Origin of the sequence: Neorhizobium sp. T7_12 (assembly GCF_002968535.1) — a bacterium.
GTDB classification, from domain to species: Bacteria; Pseudomonadota; Alphaproteobacteria; order Rhizobiales; family Rhizobiaceae; genus Neorhizobium; species Neorhizobium tomejilense.
The window spans coordinates 119,716-136,326 of record NZ_PVBK01000011.1; the positions used below are offsets into that span (position 1 = coordinate 119,716).

Sequence of the window (16,611 nt, forward strand, 5' to 3'; positions counted from 1 at the left end):
GGTCCTCCTTAAAGCAGATGTTCGATGCGGATGGGCAACTCGCGTATCCGTCTGCCCGTCGCATGGAAGACGGCGTTGGCGACGGCCGCTGAAATGCCCACCATTGAGACCTGGCCCAGTCCCTTGACCCCGGCAGGATTTGCGAGGGGGTCCGGCTGATCGATCAGGCCGATCTCGATCTCGCCGATGTCGGCATTCACGGGCACCACATAATCGGCCAGGTCTTCATTGAGGTAGCCGCCGTAGCGCGGGTCGATCTCAGTCGCTTCGCGCAGGGCATGGCTCAGGCCCCAGATTACCCCACCGTACACCTGGCTATGAGCAGTACGCGGGCTTATCACGCAGCCGCAGTCGGCGATGCTCACCACCCGCGGCACCCGAATGCGCCGGGTGCGCGGCTCGATGCGCACCTCCAGAAAATGGGCGCTGTAGCTGAAGGTCGAGAATTCCGGATACACGGCCTCGGCAACGGCGAAGCCGCCTTGACGCAAAGTCTCCAGCGCGGCCTGATCCTGTCCCGGCCCCACGGTCGTCACCTCAACCTGCAGAAAGGGACGGCGGATGCTTGCGAGCTTCCGGTGAAGGTTTCCCGAGAGCTGCCGGCCGTCCAGCAGGTCCGCAACGGCAGCCCGCATCCGCTGCGCCGCCTGCATGGCCGCCGGCACGACGCTATTGGTGCCCCAGGATCCGGCGGTCATGTGCTGCGGTGCTGCCCTTGTGTCACCGAGAGCGATTTCCAGCCTTTCGGGGTCAATATCCAGGTCCTGAAGCAGCACCGACGCGATGGCCGTCCGCATGCCCTGGCCCATTTCGTGACCGGAGATGGCAAAGCGGGTATGGCCGCGCGCGTCGATCCTGAGCGTCGCGATCGCCGGTGTCGTCGCCGACTGGTAGATACCGCAGGCCATGCCCCATCCGACCAGGCTGCCGTCAGGGGCGGTCATCGACCCCGGCACCGGCGAGCGCCGCGACCACCCGAAGCGCCGCGCACCTTCCCTCAGGCATTCGTTTAAGAACCTCGAGGACAGGGGATGGCCATTCTGCGGATCAGTGCTTGTGTCATTCGCCAACCGAAATTCGACCGGATCGCGGTTCGTCTTATGGGCAAGTTCGTCGATTGCACTTTCGAACGCGAAGAATGCAGGCTGGGGATGCGTGCCGCGCATGTAGCCTGAATCCTGGCGATCAAGCCGGATATCGGCGCCGGTCCCAAGATAATTTCGAATGCCATACATCCGGATTACGTCCCGGTGATATTCGGTGACAGCGAAATATCCTTTTGGCGACTGCTCCTGTTCGACGTGATGCTGCACACCGACGATCGTTCCGTCCGCGTCCGCCCCTATGCGGATCTGATGCCGTGTACGAGCCCGGTAGGTGGCGGTATGAAAAATCTGGGCTCGCGGCTGCACGAGTTTGACCGGCCGGCCGGTCAGAATCGCGGCACGGGCAACAAGCGCTGTCTGGCGCTGCACGGCCTTTTGCCCAAAACTACCGCCCATCGTTGCCCCGCGTACATGAACGCGGGCTGGATCCAGCCGCAATGCCCCGGCGACGGCGCCTTTGACGAGTGAACTGGCCTGGGTCGATTCATGGATCAACAACGCGCCATCTTCCCAGACTGCGACCGTGGCGATGAGCTCAAGAGGGTTGTGATGCTGCGTGGGAGAATCGTAGGTCGACTCTACCGTCGCCGCCGCACCGGAAAGGGCTGCTGGAGCGTCTCCGAATGCGACTTCGTCGGCTGGCTGGCGCTGCGCGCCGGCGCTTTCCATCACGCAGGCAAACACCTCCGCGACGTAGGTCGGACGGATTGCCTCGGCGCCTTCAATCGCAGCTTCCAGCGTTTCAGCGATGACCAATGCGACCGGCTGGCCGCGGTAGGCGATGGTTGCTTCCAGAGTCGGCGGCGGCGGCGGGGGGCCATCTTCGCTGTACGGCGGAGGTGCGGGAAAATCTCCAGGGGTTAGGACACGGACGACGCCCGGCACGCGGAGCGCCGCTTCAACGGGCAGCGAGGATAAGCTGCCTTTGGCGATGGTGGCCGGGACAGTCATCGCGTAAAGCGTTCGGGGAAGCACCAAATCGGCCGCAAATCTTGCCTCTCCCCGCACTTTGGCAAGAGCATCGACGCGGGCACGATTGGGAAAAGCGGTGGTATTCACGTGCGACCTCTTCCGGCGGCTATGATAAGGGCATCAGCGATGGTGCGGGCGCCGAGATCTGTCTTGAAGCTGTTATGCCGCCCGGGTCGCGCATCGCGGAAGGCGGCTTGGCCGGCAGCGAGCGCGAGTTCCGGTGTGAGGAGATTGCCGACCAGAACCTCTTCGGCCTCGGATGCGCGCCACGGCCGCGTGGCCACGCCGCCAAGCGCGATCCGCGCCCCCTCCACCCGATCACCGCTCATCTCCAGCGCTACCGCAGCAGAAGTGAGCGCGAAGGCGTAGGATTCCCGATCCCTGATCTTATGGTAGGTCGACAGGCGGCCTGCCGCCGTCTTCGGCACCGTGATTGCAGTGATCATCTCGCCGGGTCCGAGGCTAAATTCAAGATGCGGCGTGTCGCCCGGCAATCGATAGAGATCGCCGACAGGCAGGGAACGTGAACCAGTCGGTCCGAAAACCTCGATGGAGGCGTTCATCGCGACAAGCGCCACCGGCCAGTCCCCCGGCGATACGGCGGTGCAGGCCTCGCTGGTTCCGAGAACCGCCTGACCGCGATCGAGCCCGCCGATAGCTGCACAGCCACTGCCCGGTTCGCGCTTGTTGCAGGGATAAATCCCACCCCCACCGTTTCGGAAGTACATGCAGCGCGTCCGCTGGAGGAGATTGCCGCCGATGGTCGCCATGTTGCGAAGCTGCTGGGAGGCCGCCTTCCACAGAGCCTCCGACAGCACCGGATAGTCGCGCCCGACTGTTGGGTCGCCTGCGACGGCACTCATCGCCGCGTTCGCCCCAAAGCGAAGCCTATCGCCGTCCGTTTCGATCCGATCCAAGCCCCGGACAGCGGTCACGTCAATCAGATGGGCCGGCCGCTCGATCGTAAGCTTCATGAGATCATAAAGCGTGGTGCCGCCAGCAATGAAGCGTGCGCCTTCGCCGGCTTCCGCGAAAGCACCGACTGCTTCTTGAGGTGTGGCCGGACGGATGTAAGTGAATGGGCGCATTTTCAACCCCTCCCCATCTTGGCAGCAGCATCTTCAATGGCCGCGACGATGCCGACATAGGCTCCGCAGCGACAAATGTTGCCGCTCATATATTCTCGGATTCGTTCGCGTGACGTAGCGTTGCCCTCGGCGACGCACGCCACTGCAGCCATGATCTGACCAGGCGTGCAGTAGCCGCATTGAAGCGCATCGTGATCGATGAACGCCTGCTGCATCGGGTGTAGCGTGTCGCCTTCGGCAAGGCCCTCGATTGTGAGCACTTCCCGGCCATCGACTTTGGCTGCCAGCGTCAAGCAGGAGGCGACACGGCGGCCGTTTATGTGAACAGTGCACGCGCCGCACTGCCCGTGGTCGCAGCCCTTCTTTGCCCCCGTCAGGGCAAGCCGTTCGCGCAGCAAGTCGAGAAGCGAGGTCCTCGCATCAACCGTAAGCTCCACCGCTTGACCGTTGATCGACGTGCGAATTATGAGCGCCTGATCCGCGGAGACCGGCAAAGCAGCTTGGCGAAGCCCGCTTTGAGCGCGGGCGGAGTCTGCGAAATGGCTGGCGGCGACAACCGCGACGCCTGCGATCATTGCATCCCGCCGTGATACGAGGAGTTGGTTGTCCGGGATCTCCGGGGCGACGTCAGGATCATTGCACATTGTTGCTCCTCTCGATTGGTAGTGTTGCGGCAGAACCTGCATTGCAGGGAGGGTTCTTTCCTCCGAGCAGGTGGCGTTGGGATAGGAAGCCTGTAGGACAACCGCCTGAATCCACCCGATGGCGCTATCTGATTTGCCACCACCGATCGGAGCGGGTTAACTTCCGCCAAAATAAATTCCTCCAGCGAGATCTTCCAAAAGCGTGGAGCCGCTTGGCGACCAGCCCAGATTGCGGCGCGTCTCGGCACCGGATGCACGGATGTCCATCGCGGCGAAGTGATTGAACCAGCCGAAATGGTTAAGCGCGGCATCTGCGTCGATCGGTGCGACCGGAAGGTCCAGACCGATGCCGATTGCAGTCGCGATGTTCCGCATGGGGATGCCTTCCTCGGCAACTGCGTGGTAGCGTGCATGGGTCGACGCCCTCTCGGCCGCCAATCGATAGAGCCGGGCCGCGTCGCGGCGATGGACGGCGGGCCACCGGTTCTCGCCGTTGCCGACATAGGCCGAAAAGCCCTTTGCCCGTGCGATATCGATCAGAGTTGGCACGAACGCACGATCCCCTTCGCCATGAACACTCGGTGGCAGACGGACAATCGAGACGCGCACCCCCAAAGCCGCCACGGCATCGGCGGCAATTTCCGAAGCAGCGCGCGGATTGGCGGCTGTGTCGGACAGAGGAACAGCGTCCGTGGCTTCGGTAACGAGCCCGTGCTTAGGTAAAACGCCGATTGCCGAAGTGACGACGAGTGGCCGATCCGAGCCGGCAAGTTCTCCGCCGAGGAATTCGATGACATCGCGATCGGCTTCGCAGTTCGCGCCGAACTGCGAAAAGTCGTGATTGAAGGCGGTATGTATCACGCCGTCAGCCCGAGCCAGCGCCGCCCGCAGGCTGTCTCGCTCGCGCAGATCGGCCGCATAGGCTTCCGCCCCGAGTGTCGCCAGCATTCCGGCCGCGGCGGCGGAGCGCACCAGCCCGATCACCCGATATCCGGCATCGACAAGATCCTTCACCACGGCCGAGCCGACAAAACCTGCTGCACCGGTCACCAACATACGCATAGCAATCTTCCTTTAACTGAAGGCAATCCAGCGGCCGGCGAAGACGGCGCTGACCCAAAGACACAGTGATACGGCACCAGAAAAGCGCGCCGCTGGCCTTGCAACCAGGATCGCAAAATTAACGCCCAGCCCCACCTGCCGCAGAAGCAGCGCGTTGCCGCCGGCTGCCGCAACGATCACCATTTTGATGAGAAAAAAGGGGTTTTCAGCGTAGTTCGCAATCCGCACCGATAGCAGCAACAGCCCGGTCGTCGCTGCCAAAGCGAAGCCACAGAGCGCCATCCTCACCAGCGCCGACAAGGCCTCATCGAACTGCGGTCCCAGAATCCGCAACAGCCGCAGGTCGACCGCGATGATCGAGCCGAGCAGGGTCCCGATGCCGATGATGTGCAAGGCCGAAACGACAGGATAGACCCACGGCACCGCAACGATCAGCCGAACAACGCCAAGATCCTCGATCTCTTGAAACATCAAGGCTAGCATCCGTCCACTCCCGGCGCCCAGTCTCTGGAGTAGGATAGCGTCTCCCCGTCCCTCAGCCGTATCCAGGTGCTGCGCAACTGATGCGGGGGCAGACAGTTGCGAAGCGCAACCAGTGTGACGCGATCACCGGGCTTTACCTTAGCTTCGAGGTCGTAGAACATGCGGACCGGAGAAAGTTCGACCTCACGGACCTCTCCGAGGTCCTCGGGACGAGCTGATACCGGTCCGAAATACTCGTCCGGACGGCCGAGCTGCCCGCCAGCAACGTTTGCTCGCTCGACACGGACGGAAAGAACGGGGTGGGGCGGCGAGAAGGTCGTTGCCGTGACGATGCCGGAAATGAGTATAGGCCTGGAGGCATCGTAGCGGCCGGTAACGCCGTGATGCGCAAGCGCACTGCCTGCCAGTCCGCAGGCAAGGATGACCGCTGCAGAATGCCGGAAATGAGTTATAGGAAACATGTTATGCTCCATCGGCAACAGATGTTTCTGTACCAGTCGATGCAAACGTAGAGGCTTGATGCAGCACGATCCATGCCCTACAGTCCGCAACATCGTCGCGATCGTCCGGAAATCCTATGGATCCACTTTCTGAAGTCTTGTCGCTGCTCAGAACCCGCAGCTATGTGTCGTCCGGTTTCAGGGCCGGCGGCGAGTGGTCGCTTCATTTTGCGCTCAAGGACGACGTCATCAAATGCTACGCCGTCGAGACGGGCGGATGTTGGCTGGCGTTAGATGGAATCGGTGAACCGGTCAGGCTCGAAGCTGGCGATTGCTTTGTCCTTCCAAGTGGACGTCCGTTCCGCCTTACCAGCGATTTGACGCTCTCGCCGATGGATTCGAAGGCCGTATTCCCTCCCGCCCTGCCGGGCGGCACAGTCACGCTGAATGATGGCGGTGACCTGCTCCTCGTGGGGAGCCGCTTTACGGTGGCGGGACGGCATGCAGGCATGCTTCTGAAGATGATGCCACCGATTGTGCATATTCGAAAGGATGTGGATCAGGCGACATTGCGCTGGTCAGTGGCGAGGATGCGTGAGGAACTTCGCGATGGTCAGCCTGGCGGCGCGTTGATTGCGCAGCAGCTGGCCCACATGATGCTGGTTCAAGCGCTGCGCCTGCATCTGCTGGAAGGTGTTCATGAGCCCGGCTGGTTTGCAGCACTGACTGACGCCCGTCTATGCGCGGCGATATCGGCAATGCATGCCAATCCTGCGATGCGCTGGACCTTGCAGGGACTTGCTGCAGAGGCCGGAATGTCGCGATCGGTCTTCGCGCAGCGGTTCAGGGAAGCGGCCGGTGAAACACCTTTGGAGTACCTGACCCGCTGGAGGATGCTTCTAGCCGGCGAGGAACTGGAGGTTGGACGATCGGTTTCAGTGATCGCCCCCGCGCTCGGCTATTCATCCGAGAGCGCCTTCACCAGCGCGTTCAAGCGCGTGATGGGCTGCACGCCAAGGGACTATCTGAACAAACGTAAGACGAGGCTTCCGCTTGAGGCTCCCCAGACCGGCCGCGATACCCACAGAAGGCTTCGCGGCTGAATCGAATTGTACTCCCGGGCCGGTCTCTCGTACTATGGCTGTTATCCCTGCTGCCGTTAGAAGCCATAACGCGTTCCGGGAGCCGTCGTAGCTTTCCTATTGCCTCTGGCTTCCCCGATCTGGCGGATACGGCTCCAATTCCGAGGTCTTCCGCTTCGTCGGCTGAGCTTCGGGGATGGGACTGGCGGGCTCGTAATTGGCGCCGGGATACCGGGTAATTGCTTCCTGCCATTTAGCACTGGCGCCCTCGTCCCAGCTCATCGTTGCCCAAACCGCGCTCGGCCAAGTCTCGTCGAGGAAGCCCTCCTTTGGTGGTTGGGGAGCGGACCACGTCACTGAAAGGGAGGGGGCAGAGCTAAGGCTTCTCCCTGTAAAAGATCATCCCGCCGTGATGCAACGTATCGCGGTCGACGAACTTGCCGTCGGCGGTGAAGCCGGTGTCATCCCAGTAGTCGATGTGATTGCCGGTCACGACGTAGCGGCCCTGGTAGGCGCTGCGGCGATTGCCGCGGGCCTCGTCGTAACGGCCGGTGTCGAGCAGTTCCTGGCGGATGCGGCCGTCGCCGGTGACCCACATGCCGAGATAGCGATGGTTCCGTGGCTGTGCCCGGTCGCTGGGTTGAGTGGGCATGGTGTCCTCTGCCTTGGCAATATGAGCCACCACGCCGGGGGACGCGGCGATGGCGATGATGATGGCAAGAATGATCCGGAGGGGATTGCTCATGGTTTCGCTTCCTTGCTTTCCGTGTTGCGCCGCTCCTCGAGGAGCTGCGACAGGACCTGGGAGGCAGCGATTGCCTTGGGAAAGCCTGCCGGCACGGTCACCATGTAGATGACCTCCTTAAGCTCTTCCTCCGACACGCCGATGTTGAGCGCATAGCCGGCATGAACCCTCATAACGGCCGTCTCGCCGATTGCGGCGAAGACGGCGACTGCAGCGAGCTGGCGCGTTCGATTGTCGAGACCAGAGCGCGACCACACCTCGCCCAGCGCATAGGCTTCGGTCGCTTCGGCAAGAAACCGAAATTCTCGCCGCATGCCTTCAAGTGTCGGCTGCGTCATGCCATTGTTCAGGCTGCGGATTACCGCCGCCCCGCGCTCCCGCCGCTCGTCGGCAGTCTGCGCGAAAGCTGCTTCCGGTGCGAAGCTAAGGGCGGCTGCGGCGCCCGCCGCTGCGACATGGGATCGGATCTGCTGGAGCATGGAAGCCTCCCTTTACTGGTTGTTTGCTGGCGTTGCGATCAAAACGCGGCCCTGGTCGGGCGCACGACAATCTCGTTGACGTCGACATCCTCCGGCTGCTCGATCGCGAAGCGGACGGCGCGACCGATAGCATCGGGCGTGAGCGCGATGGCGCGGTATGTCTTCATGCCCTCGATCGCGGCTGGATCGGTGATCGTGCTGGCAAGCTCGCTTTCGACAACCCCCGGATGGATGCAGGTGACGCGCAACTTGTCGTTTTCCTGGCGCAGGCCATCGGAAATCGCCCGGACGGCGTATTTGGTGGCGCAATAGACGGCTGCTGTCGGGGAGACGGTGAGCGCGCCGACGGAGGCGATGTTGATAATCTGGCCCGAACCTCGTTCGTTCATCTCGGGCAGGACGGCCGCGATGCCGTAGAGCACGCCCTTGATGTTGACGTCGACCATCGTGTCCCATTCGTCGATCTTTAGCGAGGCCATCGGCGAGAGCGGCATGACCCCGGCATTGTTGACGATGACGTCGACGCGGCCGAATTCTTTTCGCGCAGCCTGGGCGAAGGCGGCGATATCGGCGCGATCGGTGACGTCAAGCTTGCGGGTCATGACCTTGCCGCCGGCAGCGCGGATTTCCTCGGCGACGGCTTCCAACCGGTCGGTGCGGCGGGCACCGAGCACAACGGTCGCGCCGGCCTTTGCCAGTTCGTGGGCAATGCCGACACCGATGCCACTGGAAGCGCCCGTAATGAGAACAACCTTGTCCATAACTTATTCCTCTCGACTCCGCTTCATTGCGGTTGCCAGGAAGATAAGCCTCAGGCATTGTCGCGATAAGCCTCCCATTTATTCATGCGGCGGTAAGGACAGCTAACCAATGTTGACAGACTTCAACGCGCTTGCCGTCTTCGCTCTCGTTGCCGAGGAAAAGAGCTTTCGCGCCGCCGCCGACCGGATGGGCGTCACCCGCTCGGCGGTGAGCCAGACGATCCGCAGGCTGGAGGAGACGCTCGGTATCGCACTCGTGAGCCGCACCACCCGCAGCGTGGCGCTGACGGAAGCCGGGGAACGCCTTTATACCGACGCGGCGCCAGCGCTTGTCGAGATGCAGGGCGCTATCGAAGCGGCCTCGAACCTTCGCGGACGTCCGCGCGGAAGGCTGATGCTCGCGGTCTCGTCGATTGCCGACAGCTTCCTGTCCGGCCCGCTTCTGGCGTCCTTTCTGGAAGAAAACCCGGACGTGAAACTGCACGTCACCGTGACCGACGACGAATTCGATATTGTCGCGGAAGGATATGATGCGGGTGTCAGGCTGGGGGAAGTAATCGCCCAGGACATGATCGCCGTGGCGGTCTCCGGCGAGCAGCGCCAGCTGGCCGTGGCCTCGCCGGGCTATCTCGAACGGTTCGGCAGGCCGCTCAATCCGAGCGAACTTGCAGGCCGCCGCTGCATCGGCTGGCGTCGGGCGGCGAGCGTTGCGCCCTATCGCTGGGAATTCGCGGAGGATGGCCGAGAGTTCTCGGTGGCGGTGGCGGACACGACTACGACCACCGATATGGCGCTGATGATCAACCTTGCAATCGCGGGCGCCGGGATCAGCTTTGGCATGGAGGACAGTTTTCGGCCGGCGTTTGCGCGCGGGGAGTTGGTGCCGATCCTGGAAGAATTTTGCCCGCGTTTTCCGGGCTTCTATCTCTACTATCCGAGCCGCCGCAACATGGCGCCGAAACTGAGGGCGCTGGTGGCGCATGTGCGCGGTTTTCGCCCAGTGGCGGCTGAACGTGGTTTATAGCCATCAGGGGGCTTTCAACAGACAGATACCGCGAATTTTTCGGAAGCACCCCAGGTGCAGCCTCGACATCTCCCACCCATCATCAGCGAAACCCCCGACACTTAACGCTCTGTTTCAAGAGCGTTCACCTTGGCACGCTTCAACGCTCATCGCCGTTCGGACACGTACTCCGAAGGACGGCTCATATTCTTCCGCCTATGATAGCTCCGTGCGCGCCATTTGATTGGAGACATCATTCGGCGTCAACGTCCGGTCCTTGAAATGGCCGCCAAAAGTGACGTGACCCAACCGCTGAGCTAGCAGCAACCGGTATCGTTCCCACGCCATCCGCGTTACGATGCGTAGCTAAGAACGGACGCGGTCGCTGCGTCGTACCACCTACGTCAGGAGGGCAGTATGAAATCTCCAACAGTGAGAGTTATGGCCGCGGCCGAGGAAGATCTGGCGGTCGAAACGGTCATGCTGGCGTTTGCAGCGGATCCTATGGCGCGATGGACCTGGCCGCAGGCACACCAGTACCTTGCGGCCATGCCGCGAATGATCCGGGCGTTCGGGAGCAGCGCGTTCTCTAACGGAAGCGCCTTTTGCACCGACGTCTACGTCGGGACGGCGCTGTGGCTATCGCCCGGGGTCCATTCCGACGAGGAAGGGCTTGGTGCGGTGCTCGAGAGCACGGTTGCACGCTCTCTTGCCCCCGAAACCACGGCCATATTCGAACAGATGGCCGCGTACCACCCGACCGACCCACATTGGTACCTGCCCCTGATCGGCGTCGACCCGGCGCATCAAGGCGAAGGTCACGGCGACGCCTTGATGGCATACGCGCTCGCACGGTGCGATCAAGACCACGCGCCAGCCTATTTGGAATCCTCGAACCCGCGTAACATTCCATTCTACCGACGCCACGGCTTCGAACCGCTCGGCGCGATCCAGGTCGGTTCATCGCCGACCCTCGTCCCGATGCTGAGGCGGCCGCGTTGAGCTTCAGTTCGATCAGATAGTTTGTAAGGGCGCCGAGCGCGCGGCACAGCCGCGAAACGAAGATGGGACGAACCAGCGAGAACGTTCGCCGGCGGCGCCTAGTCGGGTTTTGGCCTATGTCTCCTTCTAGATTTCGGGCCATGTAGCTTCGACAATCGACAAAATGCGCCAAGCTACCCGTTTAGCGTTAACCGCAGTTTGGAATTAAGCACTGTGCGGACCGGCTTCTTCGCCTTGAAGGGACTCGAACCTAAACTCTCCTTGGGATTGAACATGGGAGGCGAAGCTGTTCCAACGAAGTTGATGTTGATCTTGCCGTCCTGGTGGCGCTTCGGCAACTAGCCTCGACGGGACAAAACCAGGGAATGCGGAAAGTGCCGGCCCAATGACATCCTCAGTGACCTCAAGCCGCGCCCGTCTCCACGATCGATCAGCCCGTTCGCTCGAAAATCAGGCGGACCAAAGTTCCATCGCTTGCAGCGGCATTGATTGTCGTCGCAATCAGCCGGAGCGGTCCCCGCGCGACGAGCGCTTTCGGCTGAGGGTGTTGTCCGGGACCGGCGTCGAAAAAGGCAGAGCATTGATGATCGGTGTCGAGCACGGCGATGAAGGATGTTGTGACGACAGTTTCGCCGCAAGCGGCGCATCGGAGAATGTACGATCCGAAACGGACAACGGATTCTGTGTCAGCCCGTCCGCACGACACGCAGGCCAAAATACCGTTCATTGCATCACTTGCACCTGGCGACGTTGCGTCTGTATGGCTCATGAGGCGGCGGCTAGAATGATCGCAATAACGAGCAGCAGCGGACCCATCCACTTGAAATGACGAACGACCGACGGCCGACGGGCCGGATTGCTTGATAGCGACAGATAACCAAATCCGACCCCCGTCATCCAAAGGCCAGCGCAAAACATGATGAATTCGTCAATGTACGCTGCTACCATGCTTCTCTGCCTCAGGGTTGTTGAATGTGGCCAAATTTTCGTCGTTGGCCATCGCCACCAGGTCTTGTAAATCATGACGGCGGAGCCGCTCGCTTTGCGGATTGTCGAGAGGTTCAAGTGGCTTCACCCGCGTGAGACCGGCCAAGACTACCTGAGCTAACGCCGTCAGAATGCTGTCTTAGGTCATGAATTACCACCGCCCTGGTCTATGTAAAAGCATAAACCCGTTTTCGCTTGGCGGAAACGAGCAACCTCCCAGCGTTCAGATGCCTTGGGTCTAAAAACTCGATACCCCTAACCGCGCGCTCTGGTGAGGGAGTAGCATTCCCCGCTATTCGGGACGCCGAGCCTTTTCCGAGGCAACATTCCGCTGAACGTCCCTAGCCGAGGCGGATGTTCAAGATTCGAGATGGAAATCGGGGAGTTCTTGCGGCTCTCTGGTATCTGGCCCTCGCCCCGTTTAGCCCCTGGAGGCGATGCCAGGCTCGACAGTGATGTTCGAAGAAGCGTGGCCTTGAAACGCCTACCTATTCGCTCTAATGAATGGCGAAGGTTGAGCATCGGCCATATTTCGGTGGTACAGGCAGTTCAGGAAATGACGGATTCGGTGCTCTCGGACGGCAATGATCCCCAGCGGTTCCTCGCGGGTGTCATCGAACGATGCTACGGAGAGCTCCGACGCTATGCGCGACGGAGGGTTGGCGACGATGCGGTGGCGGACGAACTTGTCCAAGAGGCTTGTCTACGGCTGGTGACGACTGGCAACGACCTGCCGTTCAATCCACGGGCCTATCTCTACCGCATACTCTCGAATCTCGTTACTGATCACCATCGCCATCGAGTGCGCCTCCAGAGAAGTTTCATCGACGCTGGCACCCTGGATGCTGCCGATGATCGGCCGGATGCGGAGCGGGAGGTCATCGGCCGGCAGCGACTGGCAGTTCTCGCACAGGCCGTTGCTGAACTTCCGCCGCGATGCCGCGAGTGCTTCGTTCTTCGGCGCTTCGAAGGGTTGTCCCACGCCGAAATCGCCAATCGGATGAGGATCAGCACCAGTGCTGTGGAGAAGCACCTGGCAGCGGCAACGGTCCACTGCGCTCGGCGCGTAAAGGCAAATGACTAAATTTGCACCCGACCTGGGGCTTGGCTCCTCCAGAACGTCTTCTGTTTTGGTTGGACTAACTCATTGTCTCATTGTCTCTGGACGTTACAAGGCTAACCGTTGTTCATGACGGATCTCAACGACAAGGATATGCTGGAACAGGCGGCCGAATGGTTCTTTCGGCGCGATGGCGGCCCTCTCTCGGTAGAGGATGAGGTGGCATTCCGTTCTTGGCTTGCGGCCTCAGATCAACACCGCGACGCTTATTCAGAAATTGCCGGCACTTGGCGGGACCTTGGAGCGGCTCAGCTAACCCCGGCCTTTCTAACGCCGCCTCCGCCTGCGCGTGACTTCCTGCGACCGATCGCGGCCGGCTTCACGTTTCTCTGTCTCCTTGGCCTTGGCATTTACGTCCTCGACGTTCCATCGACATTGTTTGCCGATGGCTATACGGCAATTGGCGAATTCCAGGTCCTGGCTTTGCCGGACGGCTCAACAGCCGAAATGAACAGCGGCACGGCTATTACAATTGCCTACTCTTCTGGTGAACGCAGAATCCACCTTAAGAAGGGTGAGGCTGTCTTCACCGTGATTTCCGATCCGCACCGACCTTTCATTGTGGAGTCCGAGGGAGGCGAGGCAACTGCGCTCGGCACCGTATATGGTGTTCGAAACGATGACCGCGGCGGTGTCGTGACGGTAATCGAAAGCCATGTTGCCGTTTCGGGCAAGCCTGCCGGAGCATCCGTCGAACTCGGCCCGGATGAACGTGTCCGTTACGAAGATGGCCATCTTGGCTCCATCGAGAAAGTGGATGCTGCATCCGAAACGGCATGGAGACGGAGAAAGCTGATCTTCGTCGACCGGCCGCTGGGCGAGGTTATCGACGAACTCAACCGCTATCATAAGGGAGTGATAAGGATTGTCGATGGGTCCATCAGAGCGCGACGGGTCAGCGGCGTGTTTGAGACAAGCGACATCGTCAAGATCATCGAGGCGCTGGAAAAATCCTTTGGATTCAATGACACACGGCTGGGAAGTCTCGTGATCTTGATCCATCGCTGAATTTTTTTGAAATATCTTGATTTCCTTACTCCGGTTTTTCTCTGGGCAAACGTCTTAGACCGCGAAATCATCTGATTGCCTGTTGTCAGCGGTCAGAGATGTGTCCAGGGGGTCTACATGAATTCTCACTTTGCGGCGTCTCACCGCTCCACGCGCAGGCTGGCGGTATTTCTTGCGACGACGGTATTTTTGCCGGTTGTCACGGTTCCTTTCGTCGGCATCGCCGCTGCTCAGGAGCGAGCCGTGACGGTGCGGTATGAAATCGCAGCCGGGCCCCTGCCCCAGGCATTAAACCGCTTTGCAGACGTGGCGGGTTTGCAACTTATCTACGATGCTGCGGCCACACGATCGTTGCGGACAGATGGCTTCCGGGGAGAAGGCGCAGCGCCGGAAGTGATCGCCAAGCTGTTGTCGGGGACTGGACTAACCTGGCGGTTCACCAGCAGAAACAGCGTGACGATTATCGGCCCATCGGAGACGGCAAGCGGCGCGTTTGGCTCTGACGACGCGACCGTCCTTCAGCCCATCATTCTAAGCGGCGGCCAGTCGAGTGAGGATTCCTACAATTTGGATTCCAGCACCACGGCCACCCGTATCTCCGCCGATATTCAGAAGACACCACGTTCGGTAAACGTCGTGACACAGCGACAGATGATCGACCGGGGGGTATCCGATCTCGAAGAAGCAATCGCCTATTCGCCAGGTGTCGCCACCGGACTCTACGGTAACGATGATCGCTACGACCAGTACGTGATCCGCGGTTTTGAAACCCAGAATGTCGGTACCTATCGAGATGGCATGCCGTTGCGCACATTCGGCTGGGCGGCATGGCGGACCGAACCTTTCGGGTTGGAGCGCCTCGATATTCTCCGGGGGCCGACCTCCGATCTTTATGGGTCCAACGAGCCGGGGGGCCTGGTCAATGCCGTGACCAAACGTCCGAGCTTCGAGCCAGGCAATACGGTCTTTGGCCGTCTTTCCAGCTATGGAGGAATGGAGGCCGGCATCGACAGCACTGGCCCGATCGGCGATGATTTCGCCTATCGCTTCGTCGGTGTGGCCAACCGATCAGGCACAAATTATGACGAAGTCGATCGGGGACGTTTCTACGTGGCGCCTTCGTTGACGTGGAAGCCGGAAGACACAACCAGCCTCACTCTTTTCGCAGAAATTCAAAAGGACCATGTCGGAGACAGCTGGTCGGTTGTGCCGGAATACGGATCGCGGCGCCACAACCCGCTTGGGCATTTCTCGCCGGATACCTACACCGGACTTGCAGACCACAACTCCGTCAAAACCAGGCAGACCACCGTCGGCTATGAGTTCGAGCATGAGTTCGAAACGGGCATCACCTTCCATAGCAAAGCGCGATATGCGCAAAACGACTGGCGGATGCGAACCGCGGTTCCGGCCGCTTTCGTCTCGCTGCCTGCACTGTTTGGTGTACCTGGAGCAGATCCGAGTTCGGTTGACACCGCGTTGCTCAGCAAGTTCGATCTAGACCAGAAGGCCTACCAGGCGAGTTTCGATAACAATTTATCTTACGAATTCGAGTCCGGAGACTTGAGCGGCACTATTGTGGCAGGCTTCGATCATTACCTTGCCCGTTCCGATGTGGATTATGCCCAGGGATATCTGGGAGAGCTGAATCTCTTCACGGGTGATCTGACAAACTTCCTGTCCGGGCTTCCCACCCATCTGCCTGCCGTTTTGAACAATGACATAGATCAGACGGGTGTGTATCTGACGAGCCGGAGTGAGTTCGACAACCTCGTTTTCAGTGGCGGCATCCGGCATGATTGGGTCACGAGCTCAACAGAAACGAGTGCCGGAAAGATCACATCCGAAGGTCAGGTGACGTCCGGCAGTTTCGGCATTGCCTGGAATTTCGATGATGCATGGACCGTCTATGGCAACGCTGCCTACTCCTTCAACGTTCCCCCCGCCGGCATCACGGCAAGTGGCGCGGCCCTCGACATGGAGACGTCACGTGCCTACGAAATCGGCCTGCGTTACAAGCTGCCGGAAGACCGCGGTCACTTTAACGTGGCCCTGTTCGACACAACAAAGCTGAACGCCACTTATAACGACCCGACCGACTTGACTGGAATAACAAAGATCCAGGCAGGCAAGGTTCGCTCAATGGGTGTCGACGTCGACGCGCTTCTTGAGCTTAGCCACGGCTTCACGGTTCTCGGCTCCTACACGTATGTGGATGCCGAGGTGACGAAGGATCCGACGCTCCAGGGCAAGAGGCCCGCGAGGGCGCCTGTCCATTCGGCCTCCGCCTGGGTCAAACATGATGTGCAGGCGCCTGCGCTTGAAGGTCTCAGTCTTGGGATCGGGATACGGCATGTCGGCTCATATTTTTCGGATGCCACCAACGCCTATCATATCAGCTCCGCTAACCTTCTCGATGCATCGATCAGCTATCAGCGGGACGGCTGGAGCCTCGTTCTGGCCGCGCGCAACCTCGCCGACAAGAAATACGAGGCCGAATGCAATGCCGCCACATTCGCTACGGCGGTAGGCCCACTGGCGGACTATGCCGGTAGCTGCACCTACAACGAGGGGCGACGGGTGACGTTCACCGCGTCGCGCAAATTCTGAACCAATGCATCCAGCGAAG

General features: G+C 60.5%; 17 protein-coding genes. 6 read left to right on the forward strand and 11 right to left on the reverse strand.

Going from position 1 to position 16,611, the window contains the following annotated elements:
- Positions 1 to 8: 8 nt before the first annotated feature.
- The 6 genes from C5J26_RS21850 to C5J26_RS32840 all read right to left on the reverse strand — a co-directional run bounded on the left by C5J26_RS21850 (position 9) and on the right by C5J26_RS32840 (position 5,816).
- Positions 9 to 2,165, reverse strand: a complete 2,157-nt coding sequence (locus C5J26_RS21850) for a xanthine dehydrogenase family protein molybdopterin-binding subunit (RefSeq protein WP_105403687.1) — start codon at positions 2,163 to 2,165, stop codon at positions 9 to 11.
- Positions 2,162 to 3,166: a xanthine dehydrogenase family protein subunit M gene (locus C5J26_RS21855; RefSeq protein ID WP_105403688.1), complete on the reverse strand. Its 1,005-nt coding sequence runs from the start codon at positions 3,164 to 3,166 to the stop codon at positions 2,162 to 2,164. The genes C5J26_RS21850 and C5J26_RS21855 overlap by 4 nt, the downstream gene beginning before the upstream one ends.
- 2 nt (positions 3,167 to 3,168) lie before the next feature.
- Positions 3,169 to 3,810, reverse strand: a complete 642-nt coding sequence (locus C5J26_RS21860) for a (2Fe-2S)-binding protein (protein ID WP_245437535.1) — start codon at positions 3,808 to 3,810, stop codon at positions 3,169 to 3,171.
- A gap of 156 nt (positions 3,811 to 3,966) precedes the next feature.
- Positions 3,967 to 4,872 carry an SDR family oxidoreductase gene (locus C5J26_RS21865; RefSeq protein ID WP_105403689.1) on the reverse strand — a complete coding sequence of 302 codons (906 nt, stop codon included), beginning with the start codon at positions 4,870 to 4,872 and terminating at the stop codon, positions 3,967 to 3,969.
- A 12-nt stretch (positions 4,873 to 4,884) separates the two neighbouring features.
- The gene (locus tag C5J26_RS21870; RefSeq protein WP_105403690.1) at positions 4,885 to 5,355 is read right to left on the reverse strand and encodes a hypothetical protein; all 471 of its coding nucleotides are present in this window, start codon (positions 5,353 to 5,355) and stop codon (positions 4,885 to 4,887) included.
- Complete coding sequence (locus C5J26_RS32840) at positions 5,349 to 5,816, reverse strand: DUF6152 family protein (protein WP_172724463.1); 468 nt, start codon at positions 5,814 to 5,816, stop codon at positions 5,349 to 5,351. Before C5J26_RS32840 ends, C5J26_RS21870 begins: the two co-directional genes overlap by 7 nt.
- Before the next feature lie 116 nt (positions 5,817 to 5,932).
- Between C5J26_RS32840 and C5J26_RS21875 the strand changes: the two genes are divergently transcribed.
- A complete protein-coding gene (locus tag C5J26_RS21875) occupies positions 5,933 to 6,898 on the forward strand; it encodes an AraC family transcriptional regulator (protein WP_105403691.1) in 966 nt (321 codons plus the stop codon).
- A 355-nt stretch (positions 6,899 to 7,253) separates the two neighbouring features.
- Here C5J26_RS21875 and C5J26_RS21880 read toward each other — a convergent pair whose 3' ends face one another.
- Genes C5J26_RS21880 through C5J26_RS21890 form a run of 3 tightly spaced genes read right to left on the reverse strand, consistent with a single transcriptional unit; the run spans position 7,254 to position 8,862 of the window.
- Positions 7,254 to 7,622, reverse strand: a complete 369-nt coding sequence (locus C5J26_RS21880) for an Atu4866 domain-containing protein (protein WP_105403692.1) — start codon at positions 7,620 to 7,622, stop codon at positions 7,254 to 7,256.
- Entirely contained in the window at positions 7,619 to 8,101 is a 483-nt protein-coding gene (locus C5J26_RS21885) for a carboxymuconolactone decarboxylase family protein (RefSeq protein ID WP_105403693.1), read from the reverse strand. The genes C5J26_RS21880 and C5J26_RS21885 overlap by 4 nt, the downstream gene beginning before the upstream one ends.
- A gap of 38 nt (positions 8,102 to 8,139) precedes the next feature.
- Entirely contained in the window at positions 8,140 to 8,862 is a 723-nt protein-coding gene (locus C5J26_RS21890; RefSeq protein WP_105403694.1) for an SDR family oxidoreductase, read from the reverse strand.
- 109 nt (positions 8,863 to 8,971) lie between these two features.
- Between C5J26_RS21890 and C5J26_RS21895 the strand changes: the two genes are divergently transcribed.
- Positions 8,972 to 9,886, forward strand: coding sequence for a LysR family transcriptional regulator (locus C5J26_RS21895; protein ID WP_105403695.1), 915 nt, complete (start codon positions 8,972 to 8,974; stop codon positions 9,884 to 9,886).
- A gap of 396 nt (positions 9,887 to 10,282) precedes the next feature.
- Entirely contained in the window at positions 10,283 to 10,867 is a 585-nt protein-coding gene (locus C5J26_RS21900) for an N-acetyltransferase (RefSeq protein WP_105403696.1), read from the forward strand.
- Positions 10,868 to 11,297: 430 nt separating this feature from the next.
- Here C5J26_RS21900 and C5J26_RS33320 read toward each other — a convergent pair whose 3' ends face one another.
- Together C5J26_RS33320 and C5J26_RS33325 are read right to left on the reverse strand one after the other, a co-directional pair.
- Positions 11,298 to 11,594 (reverse strand): hypothetical protein, encoded by a 297-nt coding sequence (locus tag C5J26_RS33320; RefSeq protein ID WP_105403697.1) that lies wholly within the window; start codon positions 11,592 to 11,594, stop codon positions 11,298 to 11,300.
- Positions 11,595 to 11,632: 38 nt separating this feature from the next.
- Positions 11,633 to 11,815: a hypothetical protein gene (locus C5J26_RS33325; protein ID WP_105403698.1), complete on the reverse strand. Its 183-nt coding sequence runs from the start codon at positions 11,813 to 11,815 to the stop codon at positions 11,633 to 11,635.
- A gap of 553 nt (positions 11,816 to 12,368) precedes the next feature.
- On the opposite strand from C5J26_RS33325, the gene C5J26_RS21915 reads away from it, so the two are divergent.
- The 3 genes from C5J26_RS21915 to C5J26_RS21925 all read left to right on the forward strand — a co-directional run bounded on the left by C5J26_RS21915 (position 12,369) and on the right by C5J26_RS21925 (position 16,592).
- A complete protein-coding gene (locus tag C5J26_RS21915) occupies positions 12,369 to 12,938 on the forward strand; it encodes an RNA polymerase sigma factor (RefSeq protein ID WP_172723932.1) in 570 nt (189 codons plus the stop codon).
- A gap of 105 nt (positions 12,939 to 13,043) precedes the next feature.
- Positions 13,044 to 13,982 (forward strand): FecR family protein, encoded by a 939-nt coding sequence (locus C5J26_RS21920; protein WP_105403700.1) that lies wholly within the window; start codon positions 13,044 to 13,046, stop codon positions 13,980 to 13,982.
- A gap of 117 nt (positions 13,983 to 14,099) precedes the next feature.
- A complete protein-coding gene (locus C5J26_RS21925) occupies positions 14,100 to 16,592 on the forward strand; it encodes a TonB-dependent siderophore receptor (protein WP_105403701.1) in 2,493 nt (830 codons plus the stop codon).
- Positions 16,593 to 16,611: the final 19 nt, after the last annotated feature.

Excerpts from the sequence above, each read along its gene's own strand:
- C5J26_RS21880 (WP_105403692.1), bottom strand. The coding sequence starts at position 7,622 with ATGAGCAATCCCCTCCGGATCATTCTTGCCATCATCATCGCCATCGCC.
- C5J26_RS21925 (WP_105403701.1), top strand. The coding sequence starts at position 14,100 with ATGAATTCTCACTTTGCGGCGTCTCACCGCTCCACGCGCAGGCTGGCG.
- C5J26_RS33320 (WP_105403697.1), bottom strand. The coding sequence starts at position 11,594 with ATGAACGGTATTTTGGCCTGCGTGTCGTGCGGACGGGCTGACACAGAA.
- C5J26_RS21865 (WP_105403689.1), bottom strand. The coding sequence starts at position 4,872 with ATGCGTATGTTGGTGACCGGTGCAGCAGGTTTTGTCGGCTCGGCCGTG.
- C5J26_RS21885 (WP_105403693.1), bottom strand. The coding sequence starts at position 8,101 with ATGCTCCAGCAGATCCGATCCCATGTCGCAGCGGCGGGCGCCGCAGCC.
- C5J26_RS21870 (WP_105403690.1), bottom strand. The coding sequence starts at position 5,355 with ATGCTAGCCTTGATGTTTCAAGAGATCGAGGATCTTGGCGTTGTTCGG.
- C5J26_RS21855 (WP_105403688.1), bottom strand. The coding sequence starts at position 3,166 with ATGCGCCCATTCACTTACATCCGTCCGGCCACACCTCAAGAAGCAGTC.
- C5J26_RS33325 (WP_105403698.1), bottom strand. The coding sequence starts at position 11,815 with ATGGTAGCAGCGTACATTGACGAATTCATCATGTTTTGCGCTGGCCTT.
- C5J26_RS32840 (WP_172724463.1), bottom strand. The coding sequence starts at position 5,816 with ATGTTTCCTATAACTCATTTCCGGCATTCTGCAGCGGTCATCCTTGCC.
- C5J26_RS21920 (WP_105403700.1), top strand. The coding sequence starts at position 13,044 with ATGACGGATCTCAACGACAAGGATATGCTGGAACAGGCGGCCGAATGG.
- C5J26_RS21875 (WP_105403691.1), top strand. The coding sequence starts at position 5,933 with ATGGATCCACTTTCTGAAGTCTTGTCGCTGCTCAGAACCCGCAGCTAT.
- C5J26_RS21890 (WP_105403694.1), bottom strand. The coding sequence starts at position 8,862 with ATGGACAAGGTTGTTCTCATTACGGGCGCTTCCAGTGGCATCGGTGTC.
- C5J26_RS21860 (WP_245437535.1), bottom strand. The coding sequence starts at position 3,810 with ATGTGCAATGATCCTGACGTCGCCCCGGAGATCCCGGACAACCAACTC.
- C5J26_RS21900 (WP_105403696.1), top strand. The coding sequence starts at position 10,283 with ATGAAATCTCCAACAGTGAGAGTTATGGCCGCGGCCGAGGAAGATCTG.
- C5J26_RS21895 (WP_105403695.1), top strand. The coding sequence starts at position 8,972 with ATGTTGACAGACTTCAACGCGCTTGCCGTCTTCGCTCTCGTTGCCGAG.